Here is a 24,203-nt window from a genome sequence, read left to right as displayed (position 1 = left end):
TGATAGAATAAATCGGCGGCAAGCCGGAGGTCGAGCGGCGGAGTTCCTGAAGCGCTTCAACTGCAAGAAGCGGTGGTTCCGCGCGGCGTTCTTGTGCCGCTTGTGTTCCGGCCGAACGCAAGGCCGACACCTACAGATCGTTGCAGGACGCAATCGCCAAAGCGGAGGAGGAGGGCGGCGACGCCAGCCTCGCTGATGAGAAAACCCGGGCACACGGCGGTGGCCCAGGAGCATGTTTTCGCAAATCCGGTCGTCAAGCTCGCCGACACACGTGTCGCGCCGCTCATCTGCTATGAACAACTTCTCATTTTGCGGTTCTGCATTCCATGCGGTTCGAACCGCGATGATCGTCGTCACGGGCAATGGCTGGGACCGTTAGTGACCGGCCTCGTCGCCATCCAGAAAAGCGAGTGCAATTGCATCGATTCGCTGTTTCGCGTTGCTTTGCTCAATGCCTTTAGCTGGTAGGGATCACCGGAAGCGATGCGGAGTGTTGAGACGCAGGAGCATCCGGCTGCATTCAAAGAGCCCGGGCGATAGACGAATTTCCGGAGACATTACGCACGCCGCATCAGGAGCAGGATCGCGGGCTGACGCGATCCACATCGGTGCTAACCAGCCCGAACAATCAGCACAAGCCTACCAGCATCGGATAAGCTGCGCTTCGAATAGCGACGATATGGCGGATACTATCGGTAATGTGGCGCCAAATGTCAAATGGTTGTCGCGGCTCCCAAACTATTGTTCAGCCTCGAAATTCAACAGGACATTGCTCTATGGGACTTCCGAGTCACGTCAAATACGTCATCGTCGGCGCCGGCATCCACGGCCTGTCGGCCGCCTGGCATCTGGGCGAGAACCTACGCAAGAGCGGCAAGGGCAGCGGCAAGGACATCCTGATCGTCGACAAGACCGCCATCGCGGCGGGCGCCTCCGGCATTGCCTGCGGCGTGGTGCGCAACAACTACTTCCAGCCCGCCATGCGCCGCCTGATGGCGCACAGCGTCTCGGTCTGGGAGAGCGACCCGGAGGCCTTCTCCTACCACCCGGTCGGCTATATGCAGATCAGCCCCGAGGTGATGCACGCGGACGTCGCCAGCATCTACCAGCAGCAGAAGGAGATTGGCTATCCGTCGGTCTTCATCGAGGGCGAGAAGGACTGCATGAAGTACATGCAGGGCATCTTCTCCGACTGGCAGGCCAAGGGTATCACGTCGGTGCTGCACGAGGAAAAGGGGGGCTATGCCAACAACACGCGCTCGATCTACGGCCTCGCCGAGAAAGCGGAGAACGAGGACGTGCGGATCGCGACTGGCTTGAAGGTCATCGGCTTCGAGAAGGACGCCAAGGGCGCGGTTAAGGCCGTCGTCACCGACAAGGGCACGATTGGCTGCGACCAGGTCATCATCGGTGCCGGCCCGTGGGTCAAGCAGATTTGGGACATGCTCGAGCTGCCGAAGGCGATCTCGATCAAGGGGCGCGACGGCAAGACGCACCATGACGTGCCAATGTGGACCTTCTGGTCGCTGCAGGAAGGCACGCTCGGCGTCGACCCGAAGCTGCAGCGCACCAATGACGGCAAGATGCCGCCAGTGATCCATGTGGACACCGATGCGCCGCTCCATTCCGATGTCGACGGCACGGTGATCACGGACAAGCTGTGGGGCATCTACTACAAGCCTGATTTCCACTTCGGCGGCGTGCAGGGCGGCGCCATGCCGTTCAAGGTGCCGACTGCGCCAGAGCAGGTGAAGATCGATCCCTACGGCCCGGAGAGCCCGGACTTCATCGTCGGCGACGACTTTGCCCACATGTGGGTATCGGCGCTGGCTTTCTGCCAGAAGCGCTTCGAGGGCACCATGCCGAAATACAAGAAGGAGCCGTCCGGCGGCATCGGCAGCTTCACGGCGGATTCCTTTCCGGTGTTCGACCGGTTCTGCGAGAACGTCTACGTGATCGCCGACAGCAATCACGGCTACAAGATGATCGGCGTCGGCAAGCTGGTGGCCGACGACATCTGCGGTAACGAGAGCGACCTGCTACGGCCGTTCCGCTTCTCGCGCTTCGCCGAAGGCAAGCTGCATCCGACCTCGCATTCGCCATTCCCCTGGAGCTGACCTGGCAGTCGCAGTCAGAGTTGGGACGAGATCGGGTGAACCCAATGAAGGCATTGCGCCTGAACTCTGTTGCTTGACCGGAGGAACTGACTCGTGAAAGGACCGAACGAACCTCGTGAAACTCAGTTCGAGAGATGCTCGAGAACGGGCCTCGCTCTTGAGCAGACCCAAGACTCGATTTTCCACCTTGATCTCCATAGGACTGCCGCGGGGCGAGAAAAGCCCGGTCCACTGGAATCGGCGTATGTGACCATTCCGCGCGACGGCGTGAGGCTTGCTCTGGATATCGTCCGTCCCATGGGCGACGATGCCAACACCAAGCGGGACACCGTTCTGGTGATGACGCGCTACTGGCGTGGCCAGAAGGCAGACCTCCCTCCCGGTGATGTCGACCAGCTCCTGCTGCACAAGAACTTTTCGAGCCTCTTTGTGCCGCATGGTTATGCCGTGGTCGTCGGAGACGTTCGCGGCACCGGTGCATCTTTCGGGGTTTCGCTGTATTCCCGCTCGCGCGACGAGACACTGGACTTCTCGGACGTGCTCGACTGGATCGTTGCACAGCCTTGGTCCACGGGCCGTGTCGTCGGCTATGGCTTGTCTTATACCGCCAACACAGCGGAATGGATGGCGGAACGCAACCATCCGGCGCTGAAGGGCATCATACCGATGGCTGCGTCCTACGATCCCTATGAAGAAGTTTACTTTCCCGGTGGAGTGTCCACCGCCTACGGAACGGCATGGGCTGACATGGTCAGAAACTTGGACCGCAATTTGCCCTCGCCGGGCGTTCGTCCCGTCGGGCCTAGCGGCGAGGCCGACCTCGCCGCGGCCCTACGAGATCACCAGCCGGGACGATCCCTATCGGAGGGCCTTCGGCAAGTGACGTTCAAGGATGATCGCCTCGCGATTTGGGGCGGAGCGTCCATGCTTGATTGGAGCAACAGGGAAGCCGCGGATCGGGTCTCTCGCTCGGGCACCCCATACCAAAACTGGGCGAGCTGGTTCGACCTTGGGATGGCGCAAGGAGCCGTTTGCCGCTTCCTGCTCCAGTCAAATCCAATGAACGTGATCATCGGTCCGTGGAACCACAGCGGCAGCGGCGCCTACGATCCGCTCCAGGCAGATGGCGAGCCGATCCTGCCCACGCTCTCAACGCAACACGCGAATAACCTCCGCTTTGCGGACTTGTGTTTTTCTGGCCGGGCTGCCCGCGAGCAAGGGAAGGTCCTCCACTACTACACCCTAGGAGAGGGTTGGAAATCGACCGCTGTTTGGCCAATCCCGGCCACCCGCCAACGCTGGTACATTTCAAGTGGCTCCCGACTTACAGCATCGCCTGGTGATAGCGGCTTAGACTCGCTTCAGGTCAACCCCGCGGCGCAGGAGGACGACAACTCGATGCGGTGGGACACCGATCGCCTGGGATTTGGAGATCGGCGAAAGTTCCTCGATGGTCGCCTCGCCTATACGAGCGAGCCGTTGACGCGCGACCTCGAGATCACCGGACATCCCGTGGTCTACCTGAACGTCACCTCGACCCGCGAGGACTGCGCCTTTTTTGTCTATCTCGAAGCCGTAAAGCCGGACGGGGAATCCCATCTCCTCACGGAAGGTCAGTTGCGGGCGCTGCACCGGAAGGTGTGGACCGACTCGCCGCTCAGCGGGCTTGGACCCCAGCATAGCTATTCGAAACGCGACGCCGAACCGCTCATTCCGGGCGAGCCCGCCATTCTGACCTTCACCATGTTCCCGATCTCCGCCCGTCTCCCGTCGGGTTACCGCCTGAGGGTGTGCCTTGCTGGCAGCGACAAGCCGAATTTTGCCAATGTGCCCGCCGACGGCGCGCCCCCGTTGCTCAAATTTCATCGGGGCGCGGCCGGTTGTTACATCGACCTGCCGATCATCAAGAGGTGAGGGAAAAGCCAATCAGCCCGTTACGAACAACTAACGGGGGCCGATAACAGCCAATCAGGCCTTGGTGCATGGGAGAAGGTCTTCCCGGATTCCTACGCTCACGGCCACTATGGTCGCCAGGACGTGAGCACCCAGACCGAGGAGAGCTGTGGGTCTCAGACTTACAAAACGATTCTGCAATTTGGCATCGGGACCACTGACATTTGGCCGCCGAGCCAGAATATTTACGGGTAAAATCCCAATGAGGGCATTGTGCCATTCGCGCTCGACCGGAGCAAATTGATGAGTGAATCGAAGGAATGTGCCGCAACTCAGCTCGATAGCTGCTCGGAAACGGGCATCGATTGTGGGCAGACGCAAGACTCCATCTTTCGCCTAGATCTCTATGGCACCGCTGCGGGGCGATCCAAGCTCGGTCCGCTGGAATCGTTGTACGTGACCATGCGTGACGGCGTAAGGCTTGCGTTGGATATCGTCCGCCCCATGGGCGACGAAGCCAACACAAAGCGCGACACCATTTTGGTGATGACGCGCTACTGGCGCGGCATCAAGGGAGACCCGCCCCACCGCGAGGCCGGCCGGTTTGTGCCGCATGGCTATGCCGTGGTCGTAGGTGATGTTCGCGGCACTGGTGCATCTTTCGGCGTGTGGCCTTATCCCTGCTGGCGTGAGGAGACACTGGACTTCACGGAGGTGCTTGACTGGATCGTTGCACAGCCCTGGTCCACGGGTCGTGTCGTCGGCTATGGCTCGTCTTATACCGCCAACACCGCGGAATGGATGGCGGAGCGGAACCATCCGGCGATGAAAGGCATCATACCGCGGTTTGCTTCCTACGATCCCTATGAATATGTCTGGCTTCCAAGTGGAATCCCCGCCGTCTCCGGCGCGCGACTCTGGGGCAGCCTCAGCAAGAACCTGGACCTAAATATGCTCGTCAGCGGGGATGGCGAGCGCCGACCGTCGCCCGGCGTTCGTCCCGTCGGGCCGGGCGGCGACGCGGACCTTGCGGCGGCCCTGCGCGATCATGAGTCCGTGCCACCCGTCTGGGAGGGTCTCGAGCAGGTGACGTTCAAGGACGATCGCCTCGCGGCCTGGGGCGAAGCGTCCATGCTCGACTGGAGCGTCATGGAAGCAGCGGATCGGGTCTCTCGCTCAGGCGCCCCAATCCAAAACTGGGCGAGCTGGTTCGACGCTGGCACAGCGCAGGGAGCCGTTCGCCGTTTCGTGGGGCAGTCAAATCCGATGAACGTGATCATCGGTCCGTGGAACCACGGCGGCGATTCTCCTTGGGATCCCCTCCGCGCTGATCGGGAAGCGATCCCTCCAACGCCGCCGACCCAGGACGCAAATGACGTCCGCTTCGCGGATTTGTGCTTCAACGGTCATGCCGCCCGCGAGCAAGGGAAGATCCTCCATTACTACACTCTTGGGGAGGGTTGGAAATCGACCCGCGTGTGGCCGCTCCCGGCTACCCGCCAACGGTGGTACATGGCAAGTGGTTCCCGGCTGAGTTCGTCGCCCGACGAATCGGGGTTCGACTCGTTCCAGGTCGATCCTGCGCTGGGAGAGGTTCCCTCAAACCGGTGGGCCACCAGTACTGGCGGCGCGGGAAAGGTCGATTACGGAGATCGGCGGCAGCTTGACGGGGTGCGCCTCGGCTACACCAGCGATCCGTTGAACAGCGAACTCGAGATCACCGGACATCCTGTCGTGCACCTGAACATCACCTCGACCCGCGAGGACGGCGCCTTTTTCGTCTATCTCGAAGCCGTCAAGCCGGATGGCGTATCCTGTTATCTCACGGAGGGCCAGTTGCGCGCCCTGCACCGGAAGGTGTGGACCGACTCACCGTTCAGCGCGCTTGGACCCCAGCATAGCTATTTGAAACGCGACGCCGAACCGCTCATTCCGGGCGAGCCCGCCATCCTGACCTTCTCGTTGCATCCCATCTCCGCCCGCCTCCCGGCGGGATACCGTCTGAGGGTGTGTCTTGCTGGCAGCGACAAGACCACATTTGCCAATGTTCCCGCCGACGGCGCGCCGCCGTTGCTCAAATTTCATCGTGGCGCGGTCGGTTGTTACATCGACTTGCCGATCATCGCGAGTTGAGTAATCTTCAGGCTCTTGGCGCCGAGCGGGATGAGCTATCTTGCCGCGAAGCCGCTGACAGACAGACGATGTCCGCGAAACCGCCCAACTAGGATCGTCTTGCCTCCCGATGACGTGCTATCGCGTTCGGCGTTCTCTCCACGACTCCCGTATTGTCGAGGGCGCGCTACACGCATGTTGGCGACCCACGTCATCCGGGCGACGGCGCCCGCTCGATCGCCTGACCCTGGACGTCACGCCGCCCGGCTGAGGTCGGTCGCGGGTCGTGCGCGAGCCCGCTCCCCACACAGCTCGCTCCCGCCAAGACTCGCAGATGTCCTGCGCCACCACGCCGAGGGTTACATCCCGCAGCATGACCGCCGTCTGGGTCTCTGGGCCAGGCTGAGCGTCGTGTTATGAGCGCGATCATGGCGTGGCGGACGGCCGCTATCGGCGGCCGTGTCGAGACTTGCACGGCGTATCGGGCCTCGCATCGGCTACAACGCTACAACTCCTTGTATGGGGATTTTTCTGTCAAGTTCTTGGTGTGGCTCTCAGCAATCTTTTCCTTGAGTTTCTCGACAGCCGGCGCCTGGGCCAAAAGCGGGGCGGTCGACCGCGAGAGCGAGGCGGGCGTGAACCCGGATCGGGAACAGGTGAGCAATTCGAGGGGAGCCTGCCTTGGGGCGCAAAGCATCGCGCCGCGACCTTGTATTCGGTCGGATCCGCAGGGGATCCCGACCATGAAGCAGTAAATGGCTTCGGCAGCAAGGCTCCGAGGCGGCGGGCCCATTCTGCCGACGGCATTGGAGCCATGGAGTTGTTCGGGTCACCGCCACCTCGAATCGCTACGCTTCGACTCGTCGCGACAGTCGATCCGCCGCGCGACGACCATGTCGCGTATTCAGATTGTCTGCCGCAGCGCGACGCCCGCCGGGATTTCGCCGATGGTGACCATGCGCCAAAGCGCGATGAGCAGCTTGCGGGCGAGTGCGACGATCATTGTTGTCTTGCGCGCACCCTTCGGGCCACCAGTCCGCGATCGGTACCATTGCGCAAGCGCGCTGTCGCTCTGGAATCGCAAGAACCGCCAGGCAAGTTGGATCAGCCCGCGACGCGCGCGGGCATTGCCAGCCTTGGCCAATCCTCTCTCTCGTCGTCTCTTGCCACTCTCGTCGGGCGAACCCGTGAGGCCAACGTAACGGGCCACGGCTCGCCGGTCTCGAAGGTTTCGGGACAACACCTCCTGAACCAACATGTCTGCCTGAACCAACATGTCTGCAGTTTCCATTCCCACGCCGACGACGCGGGCCAACAGGCGCACCATAGCGTGTGGCCCTGCCGCAGGCGCTTTTTCCAGCCGCTCGATGCGGGCCATTTCGATCGCATTGATCTGTTCGCGCACCACAGCGAGCCGATCCATGTCACGTCGGATCTCGTCCAGCGTGTTAGGTGGAATCGGCACACCCTCCGGTGTGCGTAACGCGGCGAGCCGTTGCGGCGCCTTGCGCAACGCCGGTTTGAACCCGCGGATGCCGAGCCGGGCCAAGTTCGCCTTCATTCGGTTGATGATCCGTGTGCGCTCGCCGACCAGACCTTCCCGTTCACGGCTCGGACGCTTGGCGTCCTCTTGCTCGAGCGTTGGGATAGCGACCATCCGGCAGTGTCCGCGCTCGCCACGCAGCCATCCCACCAACACCGCATAAGCATCGCCGTATCCAGTCGATCGGTCTTCGCTCGACGATGCTCGCGTGACACGGCGACACTCGTCGAATGGACGACATGCACTGCGATGTCGCGAGCCTGCAGCCACCGCGCCAGCCAAAAGCCGTCCCGTCCCGCCTCAAAGGCGAGGGCAATCTTTCCAATCGTCTTGCCTGCCTTCATTGCCTCCAACCGCCAGCGCTCCAGCAGCCGCAGCAGCGCGACCGGATCCGGCTCCTGCTTCTTTACGGGTTGGCGCTCAATTCCGGGAATCAACCCAGCTACCAGCCAGCTGGCCTCGCTCAGTTCAACGACTACCGTCAGAGTGGTATTTTGATCAAAGGGAGCAAGGGAACGGCTCAGGTCACTTACTTGGCTCATGGGGCATATCCATCCGTTTCATTGAACAACGGAGGCACCATTTCACGCCCACGCCGCTCTCCCCATAGCTTCTGCCGCCATCGTAGCCGCGTAAGACCGTATGTCCGCCTCTGCCGGTGAGGTGGCTCGCCCTACACTGCGCGTCCGAGGGTTGCTCGGGCGGGCCGAGCCGATCCTCATCACAGGAGGACGAGCCGTGGCAGATTATAGGGAAGCATTTGTCGAAATTGATGTTGCCAAGCTGAGGAACGCCATCGCGATTGCGGATGCGGGCCGGGTGGGAGAAGTTCGCTTCTTTGGCGAAGTCGAGGCGTCGGCCGCGAGCATGCGCGTGGTCATTCATCGGATCGCCGGGCAGGTTTGATTGTGTGCTCTGCTACGAGGCCGGCCCGACCGGCTATGGTATCGCCTGATCCGATCGCTCGGGCACGGATGCGATCGGGTGAAGACGAACCGTCGAGACGCCGTTTCTCTCGCCCGACTGCTACGCGGGGGCGAATTGACTGGAGGAGTGTGGGTGTCCGACGAAAGCCACGAGGCCCTGCGAGATCTTGTTCGCGCTCGGGCTGCAGCGGTCGAGACGCTTCGTGCTCACCGCCAGCAAGTGAGCGCCTTCATGTTCAAGCATGGTCGGCTCTATCCCCGCAATACGAGTGGGATGATGCGCTACCTGCGCTGGCTGCAAGAGCAGCGTTTCGATCATCCCGCACATCAGATTGCGCTCCAGGAGATGGTCGAAGCGGTGGGCGTCTCGAAAGAACGGGTCGAGCTCCTGGAGCGCACGATCGGGGAATTCATTCCCGCCTGGTCTCTGGCGCCTCTTGTGCAGGCGCTGCAAGCATTGCGTGGAGTAAATCCGATTATCGCCGTGACGTTCGCCAGCGAGGTCGGCGACGTGGGCCGCTTCGAGAGCCCTCGTCAGCTCATGGGCTATGTCGGCCTCGTGCCGAGCGAGCGATCGACCGGAGAGACGATCAGGCGCGGCGGCATCAACAAGGGGGGAAAGGGCCGCGTCCGGCACATGCTGGTCGAGAGTGCCTGGACCTATCGGCATCCACCGAAGGTCGGAAAGATGAAGCTATACCAGTTGGAGCGGCACCGCCACGCGTGCGTGAGATAGCATGGAAGGCCCAGGTCCGACCGACGACCCGCTACCGAAAGCTGGCCGCGCGCGGCAGACGGACGACGGTGATCTGCACCGCGATTGCCCGTGAACTGGCCGGCTTGATGTGGGCTGTCACGGCGGAGGCGCGCGCGGCCTGATCCCGTCGCCGTAGCGGCGGTACATCCTCGCCCATGGGCGGAGCCGGGACCACGGCAGGGGAATGTCCGTCAGACAGTTTGTAACCGGCAAAGGCCGACGCCCGAATTAAGATAGGAACAGCCCCAGACGCATAATCGAGAATGCGGTAACCAACCCGCGCATCAGAGCTTGATCACCGACGTCTTTCAGTTCCGCCTCCATCCATGCGCGACCATCAGAATGAACAGCCGATCTCGCGACCGGCCGCACTTCTACGGTCTAAACCCTTGACTGCGGACATCAGGAGCTCGGGAGCCGGGATGTAGGCCCACGGCAGGAGATCGTCGATCTGGCTGTTTGGGTGACCGTTGACGATCCTGGTCAGCACGTCGGCGAGGTAGCCGAGCGGCTCGACGTCGTTCAGCTTGCAGGATTCGATCAGAGAGGCGATGACGGCCCAATGCTCGGCTCCGCCGTAGGAGCCGCGAAGAGCGCGTTCTTTCGGTTAAGCGCAATCGGGCGGATCGATCGCTCGACGACATTGCTGTCGATCTCGATGCGACCATCGTCAAGGAAGCGCGTGAGCCTTTCCCAACGGGGAAGCGTGAGCGGATGGCGTCGGCGAGCTTAATCTTCTGGCTGATCGGACCGAGCTTCTCGCGCAGCCACGGCTCGAGAGTTCGGCGACGATCGGCGGGCTCTCATCCTGGCGCATGGCACGGCGCTGCTCGGCCGATCGTCCACAGATGTCGTCCTGATTCTGTAGAGTTCCGCGATCCGTTGGAGCGCCTCGCTGGCGATCGACGCTGGACCGGCCCCAGCGAGGTCGTAGAAGCGCCGGCGCACATCCGCCCAGCAGAAGGCGAGCACGACGCCGCTCTTGTCGGCCCGCACACGATAGCCGCCATAGCCGTAGACCGGCAGGATTCCGCTGAAACCGGCAAAATGGGCTATCGGGTCGCTCGCTGTTGACACCGGGCTGTCCGCCAGAACTTGTCCTGCCCGCTGGTGGACGAGTTCTTCACTTGGCTGACAGCTCACGCCCCGCGCGTCTCGCGCAAGTCCGACCTCGGCGAGGCTATGGCCTGTATGCTGAACAGCCAGGCCGCCTTTCGGCTGTTCCTGGACGACGGTCGCCTCTACATCGACCCAACCTCGTCAAAAACGCGATCACAAGTCCAGCCATGAACCGCCGCAATGCTCTCTTTGCCGGCCGTGACGAAGGCGGCCTCAAGGAAATGCTGGTTGTCGAGAGCGGTTGATCAGGGCGGATATATGCTCGACGAGATCGTCCAGACGCGCCCAATTCATTGGAACATTTCGTGTCGATCTTCTCCGCAGTCCGAAACCTCTCGTCTCATCGCAGACCAGCCGCTTTGCAGCACAAATTCGAACCCATCGACGCCAGGCGATGGACACGTGGGAAGCCGTGAGTGCACGACCTACCTGAAAAGCGCGGTGTGGGTCTTACGCGGCCGCATTTCAAACAACGTGACAACGCCGTCGAATGCTGCTTCACTCTCGGCTGTCCAGTCGGGCATGGCGGGGCGCTTCCATGATCACCAGGCAGCACCCTAACAAATCCGCGACCAGCGCGAATCCCACGCAGCCGCGACTTTCTGACTCAGTAAGACAATAGAGGACAATGGAAACATCAAAGCTGATGTTCAGGCCGCGACAGATAGTGCGTTATCTCATTTTTTCGTGAGCCCACAGTTGCAGGGGCTGTTGCATTCGGCAAATGTGGCAGGGTGGCGACGCATTGCCGCGGCATCCTCTGCCGGCACATAGCCAGCACTGTGGAAGGAACGTTCAGGTAGGTTAGAGTAAGTGATATGAACAAGCTAGACCGCATGGATTACCGGATTCTTGATGTGCTCCAAGAAAACGGCCGGCTTCCAATTAAGATCCTGGCCGACAGGGTCGGCATTTCCGTGTCGCCGTGTTGGCAGAGGGTCAAAAAGCTCGAAAAAGACGGAATCATACGTCGTTACATCGCAGAGATAGCGATTGAAAAGTTGCAAAGTATCCAGATTGTTTTAGCTAAGGTGGTCCTATCGAGGCAAAATCGCGATGCATTAAATTTCTTTGAACGCCATATGTGTGTTATTCCCGAAGTTATGGAATGTTACGAAGTAATGGGTCAATTTGACTACCACATCAAATTTATTGTTTCCTCCATTGACCACTATACTGAGATCGCAGAGAGATTTCTAACTCCTGAATTTGGTGTTGAAAGGTATTTCAGCGACGTAGTGAGTCGGGTTGCCAAAGAGGATCGGGCTGTCCATTTTCACAGTGGGGTATAATCAATGTGCTGTAGTTTCGACCAATTAGTCTTTGATGGGAACGATAGAGGTAAACCTGCAGAAGCCAAGAGTGTTGGAATGGTCGATGGATCCGGAGATCATTAACGGGCGTTGTCACGTTGTTTGAAATGCGGCCGCGAGAGGCCGATACCGCGCTTCTCAGGCAGGCCGTGCACTCATGGCTTCCCACGTGGTCATCGCCTGGCGTCGATGACCGGCCGCATCCAAACATGTCGGACACACGGAAGCACCTGAACCTGCGCACCACGCCTTTAGAAAAAAACTTCAAGCATCCGACAGGGCGTCCACACACGGGATATTGTGCAGCCGTACTGAACAGCGACCGCATGTGAGGTTGATCGTGCTCGAAGACGGTTGGATGCAACCGGACCCAGACATTGGATGCCGATAGAGTCCTGGAGTTCTGCTCATACGTTGCTGAATTTGATCCTTGACCACAAGAAGCCATGTGAGGCCAAGTACCAGCGCAAGCAAAGCAGATCAGGCGTTGCTTGAACATAGCGCCCTCCGAAAATGGTCGGAGGTTTCTGCCACAACGCCGGTAATCAAAACGTTGCAACACATCCCTAAACTTCCATATGGTCGCGGCTGTGTCCGAACGACTTGAAGGTGCACTGCGGCAATTTCGGCGACGCTGTTCTGACGAGAAGGCGCGGGCGGTGGCTGAGACGTTGCAACCGGGCGTTTCGGCGATTCGAGATGTCCAAGCGCGGCACGCGTCACCAGCGATCTGCTCGCCTCTGACCGGCTAGTAGCCGTCGTGTGGGGCTCGAAAGTATGGAGCGTTTTTAGCCATCAGCCACGGCTAACAGCGCGCTGAGCCGCTTGGCTCTCATAAAATTATTTTTCGACTCTTTGTTTCTCTTCAGTAAGAGTTTTCTCAAACTGGGCATAAATCAGCAACACTTCCATAACCTGCGATGTTAACGTCAGCCTTAAGGAGTTTTGGCGGGCGACGAGCTATGATGGAGACGGGGGTAGCTCTTGAGGAACCAGGGTATTCGCAAGGTGCATCCTGGAAGCGATCAGCGTTTTCAAATGGCAACGAGGTGCTGCCGAGAAAAGGCATGAGCCGTACTGACGTCGAAAATGCGCTCCTCCAAAGGCGTGCGGTAGATAACGATTCACGTGCAACCTTGTGGGATCGGTGGGCGGCCGAAATGAGACTGAGCGAACACGTAGAGTGCGATGCCACGGTTTTGGCCTCGCTCGTGAGCGCGGGCGAAGTGACGCCCACGGAATTGACGCAGCTAGCCCGCGAGGGCACGACCAGGTCAATCCGCGTATGAACGTCGTGATCGAGTTCTATGAAGATGCTGACGCTGTCGCGGGCGCGGACACTGGCCTCTTTCTGCGGCCTACTTGGGCAACTTTGGCATCGTCATCAGCTTTGAGTATGCAATCGATCGAATTGGCCTTGGCGCACTTGTTGGTGAGCTTCGCACTGCGCACTCCTCCTAAGTCTTATTAACAACCCGAACTTGTAAAGGCCAACCGCATGACTGTCCCGTCGATCCCCAATCCTGACTTGATCACCCTGTTCGACAACACGGCGCGCTGGAATCTGCCCGACCACCGCCGCCACGGCTTCCATAATATCCACACAACGATGCTCTATTCGATGTCGCTGCGCGCCCCCCGCGTCCTGCCACTCAGGAAGGAGATCGACTGGACTATTGGCGAGCGTCCCGGCGTCGCACGTTTCCTCGGCATGCCGCATTTTTCGGCCTTCGTCGTGGTCCGCGACGATCGCGTCCTCTACGAAGCCTATGCGCCGGACTTCGGGCCCGAGAAGCCGCACGCCATCATGTCTATCACCAAGACGACGCTCAACCTCATGCTCGGTCGCGCGGTGGCCGACGGCCTCGTCGATCTCGACGAGCGAGTAGGCGCCTATCTGCCGGAGATCGGTACAGGCTACGCTGAGGCGACCGTCAAGGCGGTCGCAGACATGAACGTCGTCAACGACTTCAGCGAGGACTACAGCGACCCCTACACTTCGTCCTTCGACATGGACGTCGCCGGTGGCTGGCGCCTGCCGGCGGAGGGTCAAAAGGACGAGACGGCTCGCTCCTTCCTCTGCGGCGTTACCGGAGACGATCTCGTGAATCGCAGCGGCGAGGCGCTCTACAAGTCGGCCAACAGCGACGTCATTGGCTGGATCATTGAGCGGGCCAGTGGCCGGCCGCTGCGCGACTGGCTGATCGAGATCGTCGAGGCGGCTGGCATCGAGGGATGCTTCCATATGACCTGCGACCGAGAAGGTGTACCGGCTGTCTCCGGTGGCGCCTGTCTCACCGCCCGCGATCTCGCACGCTATGGACTGCTCTTTGCGCGTAAGGGCGAGGGTATCGACGGCCGCCGCGTCGGCGATGCCGCCTTCATCGAAGAGACCCGCCGCAATCCCGGCCCTTCCCTGGCAAAGCCGTTAGACTGGTTTCATTATAGCCGTCAAACGTACACCGACGGCACGTGGTTCGGACATAGTGGTTATGGTGGGCAGTATATGCTCGCGAACCCTGACACGGGCACCGTCGTTGTCTACCTCGGTGTCCTCGAGAACAAAGCCGCCAGCGACCCCGAATTTGGCGCTGCTTTGATGAAGATGACAGCGGATCTTGTTGCGGAAAAATGAGCTGGTCGCCGGCACCGGAAATTCGACGTTGCTCCGGTTGCGCTAGACGCCTTGCCGTCTTCACCGGGCTCGGTGAAGGCTGCTCACGGCTATTCCGCCAAGGCGGCCTGAGCAGGGCTGGCGTCGGAGCGCTGCTCGTCACGGTGTCAGAACGTGCGACTGCCCATAGTGATGGGCGACGTTCTCATCACTAAAACACGATCATGAGCGTTACCCCGGTTCCCCACCCTCCCAGGGCAGGTTGGCTGTCGTCGAACGAGCTTCCGCGACAGCCTCTTTTTTGGCGAAGTTGCAATTCGCGCAGTCACGATCTCGTGCCCGCACATTGCAAAGTGTCGATCTTCTCCGCAGTCCGAAACCTCTCTGGAGTGCACAGAGAATACGGTAATCGATGCTACCAAACTTGCTCATCTCGTCATCTTTAGTTGACGGTCGCGCCTTAGGCAACTCGATGGTGGTGCCGACGCATTAACCTAATCGTAGACACCGCACGTCTTGCAAATAACGTCGAGGGTCAACTCATAGGGCCGGAGGGCCGGGTCCTGGAGGTAGCCCCGTTTGACCGGACAGGCAGCGAGTTCCATTAAGCACCAGTGGCTTTCGCCCTGAACTCGCATGGCGAGAGGAAGCGCAAGCCGGAGTGCGGATGGATTTCGAAATGGTCGAGAATCCGTGGGTGTTGGAGCGCACGCGATGACGACCCCGTCATGTCGTTGTCTGCGTATGGCTCACGCGCTCTGCTATCCTGCAGGAATGGGCAAAGTCGAGCTCAGAAAATCTTTTCGTTTTGGAGGCAAACTTCAGCAACCCCTACTTTGCCCCTGATGCTAAAGTCCAAAAAAGTCGGAGGGTGATGCTGTCAATGCGGTCGCAGCTTTATTCAAGCATCGGATTTCCGGCTCGGGGCAAATTACAGTCTTTCTCGTGGTTAGCCCTTCCGCCGCCCAGCAACAGACAGACCGGGTGAGACCGTGTGCTAGCACTCCGGTCGACAGCTCTCGTTGACGGCCGGGTGAGGGAGAATCGTACGAATCTCGTCGATCATTCGCCAGCAAAAGAAAATAGGGGAAGGGGTAACCCATGAATAAGAACTATCGCATTCTCGATCTCATCCGGCGCAATCGTTCGCCGCATGAAAATCACCTCATCGATGGCCTGGTCGACGGCCGGGTCAGCCGTCGCGACTTCATCCGCCATGGCAGCCTGCTCGGTGTTTCGCTGCCGCTACTAGGCCGCATAACTGCCGTCGCGGGTTTCGGCGGCTTGCCTTCGCTCGCTCGCGCCCAAGGTACGCCCGGCGCCACCATTCGCGTCGCCTGCATCGCACCGACGGCGACAATCGATCCGGTGACCACTAGTGACTTTACTGGTTTTGTTTTGTTGCAGCAGGCCGGAGAATACCTCTGCGTTGGCGGTCCAGACCTTGTACTGCAACCGGTTTTAGCTGAAAGTTGGAAGTCCAACGACCTAGGCACGGTGTGGACGTTCAAGCTGCGCAAAGGCGTCAAGTTCCACAGTGGAGGCGAGATGAAGGCCGACGACGTGGCCGCAAGCATCGACCGCCTCGCGGATCCGGCGAGTTCTTCCAATGCGCTGTCGGTGTTCAAGGGAATCCTGCAGAAGGGTGCCACCAGGAAAGTCGACGATTACACGGTCGAATTTCACCTCGACACGCCGAACGGCAACTTCCCCTACATGCTGTCGTCGGACAACTACAATGCCATCATTCTGCCTGCCAGCTACAAGGGCGACTACGAGAAGAGCTTCGACGGCACTGGACCATTCAAGTTGGAGAAATACACACCAAAGGTCGGCGCATCCTTCGTCCGAAACGAAAACTATTGGGGGTTGATGGCGCTGCCCGAGCGCACCGAATTCACCTTCTTCAATGATGAGCAGTCGCAGATCCTGGCATTACAGGGCGGTCAGGTCGATATGATGAACGCGGTATCGCCTCTAGCCGGCATTGTCCTGCTTAACGATCCGAACTTTAATATCATAAGTGCGAAGACGTCCGCGCATAACCAGTTTCACATGCGCTGTGATTCCGACGCGTTCAAGGATCCGCGCGTACGTCGCGCCATTGCGCTCTGCCTCGATCGCGACAAGCTGGTCGCCGGCCTACATAAGGGCCGAGCTTCACTAGGCAACGACAGCCCATTTGCTCCAATCTACCCCTCGACTGATGCAAGCGTGCCGCAACGCAAGCAGGACATCGCACAGGCAAAGCAGCTCATGGAAGCGGCGGGCGCCGGCAAAGGCTTCAAGGTGACGCTGACCACCGAGCGTTATATTGATATCCCCGAATACGCGCAGCTCATCCAGAACTGGGTCAAGGAGATCGGCATCGATCTCGATCTGAACCTCCTCGACCAGGGTCGCTATTATGGTGATGCGGTGTTTGGCAAGTCGAACTGGCTGGATTCGGTGATGGGCATCACGGACTACGCTCACCGCGGCGTGCCGAACGTCTTGCTTGCCGCGCCGCTGAAAAGCGACGGCACCTGGAACGCCGCGCATTTCAAGAACAGGGATTACGACGCGCTCGTGTCCAGCTACATTGCGGCTCTCGATCTCGAGGCGCAGAAGGCCTCGGCCGGCAAGATTCAGAACCTGCTGCTCGAGGAAACACCGGTCATCTTCGGCTATTTCTCCGACCTACTGGTGCCAACCGCGAAAGGTGTGACAGGCGTGCAGCCGACGGCCATGGGGCAACTTTTCCTCGATAAAGCGTCGAAAGCCTGAACCGAAAGCGAAGCCAATCGTGTAACAGCTAGCTCCTCACCGGGGCTGGCCCCACCCGGAGTATAAGGCCATTCTCTCCTTCCTTGTCCGGCGCCTGGCTCTATCACTCGTCACACTGTTCCTTCTCAGCGTCATGGTGTTCCTAGGCGGCCAGGTGCTGCCCGGCAATGTCGGGCGCGCCATATTGGGACCTTTCGCCGACCAGCGCGCGGTCGATACGCTAAATCACACGCTCGGTGTCGATCGCCCGCTGCTCACCCAATATGCGACCTGGGTCTGGAATTTCGTTCAGGGCGACATGGGCACGTCCTATATCTTCCGCTCGCCGGTGGCGCCCTTCGTCATCGACGCGCTCGGCAATTCGATCAAGCTCGCGGCGGTCGCCTTCGTGCTGGTTGTGCCGATCGGCATTCTTAGTGGCGTCGTTGCAGCACTCAATCTCAATCGGCCACTCGATCGCATCATCAGTCTTGGCGGCCTGTCGGTGGCGGTGCTGCCCGAATTCGTCACCGGCATCATCCTAGTCCTGATCTTCGGCGTCTGGCTGCGCTGGCTGCCGATCTCGGCGGCATGGCCGCGCGACTCCGGCTTCTTCACCCAACTCTACTACCTGATCCTGCCTTCGCTGCCGCTGTTCCTGGTGCTGTTCGGCTACATCGCCCGCATGGCGCGCTCAGGCATGATCGAGGCGCTCGATTCCGACTATACGCGAACGGCCGTGCTGAAGGGCCTCCCCTGGCGCACCGTGATCTGGCGCCATGTGCTGCGCAATGCGCTGCTGCCGACCATTACCGTGATCGCCACCCAGACCGGCTATCTCATCGGTGGTCTCGTCGTCATCGAGACGCTGTTCCGCTACCAGGGTATCGGATCGCTGATCGTCACCGCCGCGCGCGGCAAGGATTTCCCGATGCTGGAATCGGGAACCCTGACCATCGGCATTGTCTATGCCGTGGCGACGCTTTCCGTTGACTTTCTCTATTCCGTGCTCAATCCGCGCATCCGGCTGGGGTCAGATCAATGAGCGCCGTCCAGACCACTTCCCCCGCCCCCGACGATACCCGCGAGCGCGGTCCGCTTGCCGAAGTCCTTTTCTCGCTGCTGCGCTCGCGAACCTTCCTTGTCGGTCTTGCCATCGTGCTGTTCTGGATTCCCTGCGCGCTGTTCGGCGAACATTTTGTGCCTTATGATCCGCTCGCCGACGACATCATCAACGCCCTGGCGCCCCCTTCCACCGAACACTGGTTCGGCACCGACCAGATCGGCCGCGATGTCTTCTCGCGCGTCATCGTCGGCTCGCGCGATATCCTCACCGTCGCACCGTTGGCGACCTTGCTGGCGACGGTGACGGGTACCGCACTTGGCCTGCTCACCGGCTATTTCCGCGGCATCGTCGACGATGTCGTCAGCCGCATCCTCGAAGCCTTCATGGCCGTCCCGGGTGTCATCCTGGCGCTGCTCGCCATCGTCGCGCTCGGCACCTCCACGGCCACCGTTGTTGTCCTCATAGGGCTGAGCTTCGCGCCGATCATCGCCCGCACGGTGCGCTCGGCGGTGCTGACCGAGCGCCAACTCGACTATGTCGCCGCCGCCGAGCTTCGGCACGAGCGCGCGCTGTATACGATGTTCGTCGAGATCCTGCCCAATGTCATCCCACCGATCCTGGTGGAGACGACAGTGCGTCTCGGCTACGCCATCTTCGCGGTCGCTACGCTCTCCTTCCTGGGTTTTGGCATCCAGCCGCCCTCACCCGACTGGGGGCTGTCGATCTCCAGCAATTACGGCATGATCAGTGGTGGCTTTTGGTGGACGGTGCTGTTCGATGCCCTGGCCATCGCCTCGCTAGTGATCGGTGTCAACCTGGTGGCCGACGGCGTCCATGGAGCGCTCAATGACTAACTCCGCAAAGGCTGAAAACGCACTCGAACTGCACGATTTGTCCGTTGCCTACCGTGTTGCCGGGCGCAACCGCGCGGTGCTGCGCAATCTCAGCCTCAACATCGGCCAAGGCGAGGCCTACGGGCTGGTCGGCGAATCCGGCTGCGGCAAATCCACTGTGGCGCTCACCGTGGTGCGCTATCTGCCGAGGAACGGCTCGATCACCGGCGGCGCGATCTCGCTGGACGGCAAGGACGTCATGAAGCTGGACGCCGAGGCGCTCAGGCGGGCGCGGGCCGAAAGCGTCTCCATGGTCTACCAGGATCCGGGCAAGGCGCTGAACCCGTCGATCCGCGTTGGCCTGCAACTGACCGAGATTTTCGAGCTCGGCGGCATAACTGGACAGGCGGCGACCGATCGCGCCATCGCCATGCTGAACCGCGTGCGCATCTCCGATCCGCTTAGCGTGATGCAGCGCTATCCGCACCAGCTTTCCGGCGGCATGCAGCAGCGCGTGGCGATCGCCATGGCGCTGGCCAACGACCCGTCGATGCTGATCCTCGACGAGCCGACCACCGGCCTCGACGCGACCGTCGAAGCCGAGGTGCTGGACCTCATCGTACAGCTCAGGCAAGAGCTCTCGACCTCGATCCTGTTCATCAGCCACAACCTCGCGGTCGTCTCCAACATGTGCGACCGGGTCGGCGTGCTCTATGCGGGCATGCTGGTGGAAGAAGGACCGACGGATGTTGTCTTCAACGACCCGCGCCATCCCTATACCGTAGCACTCCTGCGCTGCCTGCCGAGCGGCGGCAAGCGCAAGGGCCAGGGCCGCCTCGATACTATTCCGGGCTTCCTTCCTGGCATTGGTGCCGACATCAAGGGCTGCGCCTTCGCCGACCGCTGTGCGCTCGCCGACGAGCGCTGCCGCACCGAATTGCCGTTGCTCTACGATCTGAGTGACGAGCGCGGAAAGCGCTTGTCGCGTTGCCACTATCACGACAAGGCGCAGGCCCTTCCGCGCGCCACACCCAGCGATGTGGCGCCTGCACCAAAGCCGGCGGCGGCACCTGTGCTGCGCGTCGCGGGATTGAACAAAACCTATGCCAGCCATGGCCATCCCTTGCGTGCTGTCAAGGACGTCTCGCTCGATCTGTGGCCCGGCGAGACGCTGGGGCTGGTCGGCGAGTCCGGCAGTGGCAAGACCACTTTCGCCAGGCTGCTGCTCGGCCTCGTGCCGCCCGATGACGGCGGCACCATCGAGCTCGAGGGCAAGGCGCTGGCGCCGAAGCTGGAGAACCGTGGCGACGATCAGGTCAAGGCGATGCAGATCGTCTTCCAGAACCCGGACTCAGCGCTCAACCGCTCGCATTCGATCCGACACATCCTCGGCCGCGCATTGAAACGGCTGGCCGGCCTCTCCGGCAAGGCGCTGGAGACGCGCCTCGAAGACCTCGTCCGCTCGGTGCGCCTCACCGAACGGCATCTGGCCGTTAAGCCGCGTCAATTGTCAGGTGGGCTGAAGCAGCGCGTTGCCATTGCGCGTGCCTTCGCCGGCGATCCACGCATCGTCGTCTGCGACGAGCCGACCTCGGCACTCGACGTGTCCGTACAGGCGGCGATCCTCAACCTGCTCGTCGACCTGCAATCGAAGGAAGACGTCAGCTACATCTTCATCTCGCATGATCTTGGCGTGGTGTGTTACCTCTCGGACAAGATCGCCGTGCTCTATCTAGGCCGCATCATGGAACTCGGACCGTCGGAAGACGTCTTTTCCGGCCCGCATCATCCCTATACCGAAGCGCTGCTGTCGGCCGTTCCAAAACTCGATCAGACCGAGAAGGCGCGCATTCGTCTCGACGGTGAAATCCCCAGCGCCGCCAACCCGCCATCAGGCTGCGTCTTCCACACACGCTGCCCGCGCAAAATCGGATCGATCTGCGAGGAACAGGTGCCGCCACTGGCCGAGGCCCAGCCCGGTCACACCATCCGCTGTCATATCCCGTATGCCGAACTTGCCAGGCTCCAAAGCTCGACGCCGCCGCAGGAGGTGCCGAGTAGCCAACTCATAGCGTGTCAAAACGGATTTGGATGAAGAAGGCCCAGGTGCCAGCCGCGGACAGCTAGTCTAATAAGCCCGGCCCGATTGTATCGGTTTTACAACGATCGGAGCCCTCTCCGAATTTAGTAGGTTAGATAACGACGCAAACAGGATCCCTCGATCCTGAAATGCCCATGTGAGCGCAACACTGACGCCGAGAAAGCCGACATCAAGGCGGGCAAGGTTCCGGACACATGGACGAAGCTGCGCCAGAAGGACCGCGATGCCCGCTGGACGGTGAAGTTCTCGAAAGCCAAGGCCAATTCCAAGAAGGACTTTTCCGATCGGTGGCAGAAAACAAAAACACTTATTGGACGCGGTTGGCTAGAATTCCTACCATGCAAACACTATTCGAAGAGAAGTTAAACATGCAAGCCGAACAATTTGAAACTTCTATTAGCAATTCGTTCCCAAAGAGTGGAATGACCCGGGACGAGATCGAACAAGAACTAAAGCAGCTGCGTTCACAAGACGCAGATCCGCGCTCGACGTTCCCAGATCGTTGGCTCAACGACCGCGGGCTCCTGCTTGATGATGGCACATTCGAAGTTGCCAAGGCCGCTCACCTTGCCTTTTTTACGAAGGGCAACAACTACCCGACCGTGGTAAAATTTGAACGCGATCTAATACAGATGGCGCTTAGTTTGTTCCACGCTGGAAAGGATGCAACTGGCGCCGTGACCAGCGGCGGTTCCGAGAGCCTCTTTCTCGCTACTGCTGCTGCCCTAGCGAACGCCAAAGAAAGACGGCCTCACATAGCTCGATCCGAAATAATCATTCCGCAGACGGGCTATCCCACATTCGAGAAATACGAGCGATATTTGGGATATACCATTCGTCGCGTTCCAGTGGATGCAAATTTCCGCGCAGACGTCTCGGCAATGTCCGAGGCAGTTAGCGAAAACACAGTCATGATGCTCGCGTCAATGCCATCTTGGTCGCATGGCGTTTGTGACCCAGTTCGAGAATTAGCGGAAATTGCCAGCAAACACGGGATTTGGTTGCATGTGGACGCTTGCGTTGGTGGGTTTTTGGCGCCTTTTGTGCGCGAGCTCGGACGAGACGTTCCCGAATTCGATTTTCGAGTCCCCGGCGTAAGTTCAATTTCGGCTGATTTCCACAAGTATGGCTATAGTGGTAAGGGAGTGTCGGGCGTTTTCTATAGAAATAAGGTAGCCCGCCATCAACCTTTCATCTTCGATACATGGGCAGCTGGACTTTATCGTTCACCGGTTCTTACTGGGACGCGTAACGGGGGTGCAATCGCCTCGGCTTGGGCGGTCATGCGCTATCTGGGCCGGGACGGATACCTCTCCCGCGCGGGTCAAATCCTCAAGCTGAGAGATGCCATATTGTCTTTCGTTGAACGATGCCCTGGCTTGAAAATAGTCGGCGGGGCTGAGCTCAACGTGGTCGGAATAGGGAGCGACTACTCAGACGTATATTCGATTGCGAGCAAGATGAAGGATTATGGCTGGAAGATAAACTTGCTGAAAGAGCCGGGGGCAATACAATTGGTGCTCGGTCCGCTGCGAGATGAGTATATCTCGTTGCTGGTGCATGACCTTGAGAAAGCCGTGGAAGCTGTGCAGTGCGAAGATTTCAGGGCTCCTTCTCCAGCCGTGGTCTATTCCGACGAACTAACGGACTGAAGCGGGGATTAAACTTTTGTTTATACTGATTTATTGTCGATATGGCAAAACCGAAATCACGGTACTTGGAAGGCCGGCCGCCGGTCGTTCGTGGCCGCATCCTCACCGCAGGGTCGGATGGGGAGGCGTCCTCTGAGAGGTGCGGAGAGGGGTCTATTCCGTGACGATCGTTCAGCGGTGCTGGAGATTACTCTTCGTTTCTGCAATCTGCCCATCCATAAAAAATCCAATGTCCAATAGAGCGCTAAGTTCTATCCTAGGTAGATATATACGGCGGCTCTTTGGCTCGCACCGAGACGGAGAAACCAATGTCAATTTCTGAAACAGTTCTAGCAAAGTTGAAAGACAAGTCGTTAGTTACGGATAAAGCTCTTGTAGGGACTCGGTGGGTAGCGGCAGGTTCAAGGCGCCTCACGTTCGAGGTCACCAATCCCTCAACCGGCAAAGTGCTCGCAACCCTTCCAGATCTTGGTGAAGAGGAGGTCAAGTCGGCGATTGAGGCTGCTCATCTTGCCCAAAAGAACTGGGCGAAGAGGACGGGCAAGGAACGCGCCGTAGTCCTGCGAAGGCTTTACGACCTCTTAGTCACGAATGTCGATGATCTTGCCACCATCCTCACTTTGGAAATGGGAAAACCATGGCCGGAGGCGAGGGGAGAGATCCTTTATGGTGCGTCCTACGTCGAGTGGTTCGGTGAGGAAGCAAAGCGAGTTTACGGGGACACCATTCCAGGTCATCAGCTGGACAAGCGCATCATCGTGATCAGGCAGCCCATTGGAGTTGTGGGGGCAATCACGCCGTGGAACTTCCCGAATGCGATGCTTGCCCGGAAGATGGCCCCCGCGATCGCTGCCGGCTGCAGTATAGTATCAAAACCTGCGGCTGAGACACCCCTATCCGCGCTCGCTCTGGCTCTCCTTGCAGAACGCGCCGGTCTGCCACCCGGTCTTTTTTCTGTGCTTACCACGACCGATGCGGTGATGGTCGGTCAGGAATTCTGCGGAAATGAGAAGATCCGAAAGCTCACGTTCACGGGCTCGACCAAGGTCGGAAAATTGCTGATGCGGCAAGGCGCAGAGCAGATCTTAAAGCTTGGCCTCGAACTCGGGGGGAACGCGCCTTTCATCGTCTTCGATGACGCGGATCTCAACGCTGCTGTCGACGGCGCAATGATTTCCAAATACCGTAATGCTGGGCAAACCTGCGTCTGCGCCAATCGCTTCTATATTCAGGAGGGTGTCTATGATTCCTTTGCTGCGAAACTAGCCGAGCGCGTTCGCGATCTGAAGGTCGGCGACGGCTTCACCGAAGGGGTCACTACAGGCCCCCTCATCGACCGGAACGCGTTGAAGAAAGTACTGGAGCACGTCGCCGACGCCGTGGCAAAGGGGGCGACGGTGGAAGCCGGTGGC

The 24,203-nt window shown here is 59.8% G+C and carries 15 protein-coding genes and 4 pseudogenes; 15 read left to right on the top strand and 4 right to left on the bottom strand.

Features of this window, described 5'->3' with window-relative positions:
- The first annotated feature begins 219 nt into the window (after window positions 1–219).
- From EN818_RS29655 to EN818_RS29640, 4 genes are all read left to right on the top strand, one after another.
- Complete coding sequence (locus tag EN818_RS29655) at window positions 220–468, top strand: hypothetical protein (protein ID WP_128362972.1); 249 nt, start codon at window positions 220–222, stop codon at window positions 466–468.
- 308 nt (window positions 469–776) lie between these two features.
- Entirely contained in the window at window positions 777–2,117 is a 1,341-nt protein-coding gene (locus EN818_RS29650; protein ID WP_135906155.1) for an FAD-binding oxidoreductase, read from the top strand.
- Window positions 2,118–2,363: 246 nt separating this feature from the next.
- Window positions 2,364–4,031 carry a CocE/NonD family hydrolase gene (locus tag EN818_RS29645; protein ID WP_245316552.1) on the top strand — a complete coding sequence of 556 codons (1,668 nt, stop codon included), beginning with the start codon at window positions 2,364–2,366 and terminating at the stop codon, window positions 4,029–4,031.
- Window positions 4,032–4,313: 282 nt separating this feature from the next.
- A complete protein-coding gene (locus EN818_RS29640) occupies window positions 4,314–6,143 on the top strand; it encodes a CocE/NonD family hydrolase (protein WP_128362974.1) in 1,830 nt (609 codons plus the stop codon).
- A gap of 883 nt (window positions 6,144–7,026) precedes the next feature.
- Here EN818_RS29640 and EN818_RS34030 read toward each other — a convergent pair.
- Together EN818_RS34030 and EN818_RS34025 are read right to left on the bottom strand one after the other, a co-directional pair.
- Window positions 7,027–7,683, bottom strand: coding sequence for a transposase (locus EN818_RS34030; protein WP_245491316.1), 657 nt, complete (start codon window positions 7,681–7,683; stop codon window positions 7,027–7,029).
- Window positions 7,680–8,207, bottom strand: coding sequence for a hypothetical protein (locus EN818_RS34025; protein ID WP_236379305.1), 528 nt, complete (start codon window positions 8,205–8,207; stop codon window positions 7,680–7,682). Before EN818_RS34025 ends, EN818_RS34030 begins: the two co-directional genes overlap by 4 nt.
- A 100-nt stretch (window positions 8,208–8,307) precedes the next feature.
- Between EN818_RS34025 and EN818_RS29630 the strand changes: the two are divergent.
- Window positions 8,308–9,470: pseudogene (locus tag EN818_RS29630) on the top strand (IS110 family transposase).
- A gap of 215 nt (window positions 9,471–9,685) precedes the next feature.
- Here EN818_RS29630 and EN818_RS34020 read toward each other — a convergent pair.
- Window positions 9,686–9,874, bottom strand: coding sequence for a transposase domain-containing protein (locus EN818_RS34020; RefSeq protein ID WP_236379313.1), 189 nt, complete (start codon window positions 9,872–9,874; stop codon window positions 9,686–9,688).
- 14 nt (window positions 9,875–9,888) lie between these two features.
- Window positions 9,889–10,425, bottom strand: a pseudogene (locus EN818_RS29625) (transposase).
- On the opposite strand from EN818_RS29625, the pseudogene EN818_RS29620 reads away from it, so the two are divergent.
- The 10 genes and pseudogenes from EN818_RS29620 to EN818_RS29565 all read left to right on the top strand — a co-directional run.
- Window positions 10,426–10,676, top strand: a pseudogene (locus tag EN818_RS29620) (transposase); the annotation flags it as partial.
- A 609-nt stretch (window positions 10,677–11,285) separates the two neighbouring features.
- A complete protein-coding gene (locus EN818_RS29610; RefSeq protein WP_095522030.1) occupies window positions 11,286–11,759 on the top strand; it encodes an Lrp/AsnC family transcriptional regulator in 474 nt (157 codons plus the stop codon).
- Window positions 11,760–13,308: 1,549 nt separating this feature from the next.
- On the top strand, window positions 13,309–14,415 hold the full coding sequence (locus EN818_RS29600; protein ID WP_189523979.1) for a serine hydrolase domain-containing protein: 1,107 nt from the start codon (window positions 13,309–13,311) through the stop codon (window positions 14,413–14,415).
- Window positions 14,416–15,495: 1,080 nt separating this feature from the next.
- The gene (locus EN818_RS29595; RefSeq protein ID WP_095522032.1) at window positions 15,496–17,160 is read left to right on the top strand and encodes an ABC transporter substrate-binding protein; all 1,665 of its coding nucleotides are present in this window, start codon (window positions 15,496–15,498) and stop codon (window positions 17,158–17,160) included.
- A gap of 70 nt (window positions 17,161–17,230) precedes the next feature.
- Window positions 17,231–18,184, top strand: a complete 954-nt coding sequence (locus tag EN818_RS29590; RefSeq protein ID WP_095522033.1) for an ABC transporter permease — start codon at window positions 17,231–17,233, stop codon at window positions 18,182–18,184.
- Complete coding sequence (locus EN818_RS29585; protein ID WP_095522034.1) at window positions 18,181–19,059, top strand: ABC transporter permease; 879 nt, start codon at window positions 18,181–18,183, stop codon at window positions 19,057–19,059. The genes EN818_RS29590 and EN818_RS29585 overlap by 4 nt, the downstream gene beginning before the upstream one ends.
- The gene (locus tag EN818_RS29580) at window positions 19,052–21,133 is read left to right on the top strand and encodes an ABC transporter ATP-binding protein (RefSeq protein ID WP_236379299.1); all 2,082 of its coding nucleotides are present in this window, start codon (window positions 19,052–19,054) and stop codon (window positions 21,131–21,133) included. The genes EN818_RS29585 and EN818_RS29580 overlap by 8 nt, the downstream gene beginning before the upstream one ends.
- 117 nt (window positions 21,134–21,250) lie before the next feature.
- Window positions 21,251–21,397, top strand: a pseudogene (locus EN818_RS34015) (IS5/IS1182 family transposase); the annotation flags it as partial.
- Window positions 21,334–22,791, top strand: coding sequence for an aminotransferase class V-fold PLP-dependent enzyme (locus tag EN818_RS29570; RefSeq protein ID WP_095522035.1), 1,458 nt, complete (start codon window positions 21,334–21,336; stop codon window positions 22,789–22,791). The pseudogene EN818_RS34015 and the gene EN818_RS29570, both read left to right, overlap by 64 nt.
- 308 nt (window positions 22,792–23,099) lie before the next feature.
- Window positions 23,100–24,203: NAD-dependent succinate-semialdehyde dehydrogenase (locus EN818_RS29565; protein ID WP_135906154.1), on the top strand; the 1,104-nt coding region annotated here is incomplete at its 3' end.

Origin of the sequence: Mesorhizobium sp. M3A.F.Ca.ET.175.01.1.1 (assembly GCF_004791945.1) — a bacterium.
In the GTDB taxonomy this organism is placed as follows: domain Bacteria; phylum Pseudomonadota; class Alphaproteobacteria; order Rhizobiales; family Rhizobiaceae; genus Mesorhizobium.
The sequence above is the reverse complement of the archived record's forward strand: the minus strand, read 5'-3'. Positions and strand labels throughout refer to the sequence as shown.

Excerpts from the sequence above, each read along its gene's own strand:
- EN818_RS29580 (WP_236379299.1), top strand. The coding sequence starts at position 19,052 with ATGACTAACTCCGCAAAGGCTGAAAACGCACTCGAACTGCACGATTTG.
- EN818_RS29570 (WP_095522035.1), top strand. The coding sequence starts at position 21,334 with ATGGACGAAGCTGCGCCAGAAGGACCGCGATGCCCGCTGGACGGTGAA.
- EN818_RS29650 (WP_135906155.1), top strand. The coding sequence starts at position 777 with ATGGGACTTCCGAGTCACGTCAAATACGTCATCGTCGGCGCCGGCATC.
- EN818_RS34025 (WP_236379305.1), bottom strand. The coding sequence starts at position 8,207 with ATGAGCCAAGTAAGTGACCTGAGCCGTTCCCTTGCTCCCTTTGATCAA.
- EN818_RS29640 (WP_128362974.1), top strand. The coding sequence starts at position 4,314 with ATGAGTGAATCGAAGGAATGTGCCGCAACTCAGCTCGATAGCTGCTCG.
- EN818_RS29610 (WP_095522030.1), top strand. The coding sequence starts at position 11,286 with ATGAACAAGCTAGACCGCATGGATTACCGGATTCTTGATGTGCTCCAA.
- EN818_RS34030 (WP_245491316.1), bottom strand. The coding sequence starts at position 7,683 with ATGAAGGCGAACTTGGCCCGGCTCGGCATCCGCGGGTTCAAACCGGCG.
- EN818_RS29585 (WP_095522034.1), top strand. The coding sequence starts at position 18,181 with ATGAGCGCCGTCCAGACCACTTCCCCCGCCCCCGACGATACCCGCGAG.
- EN818_RS29595 (WP_095522032.1), top strand. The coding sequence starts at position 15,496 with ATGAATAAGAACTATCGCATTCTCGATCTCATCCGGCGCAATCGTTCG.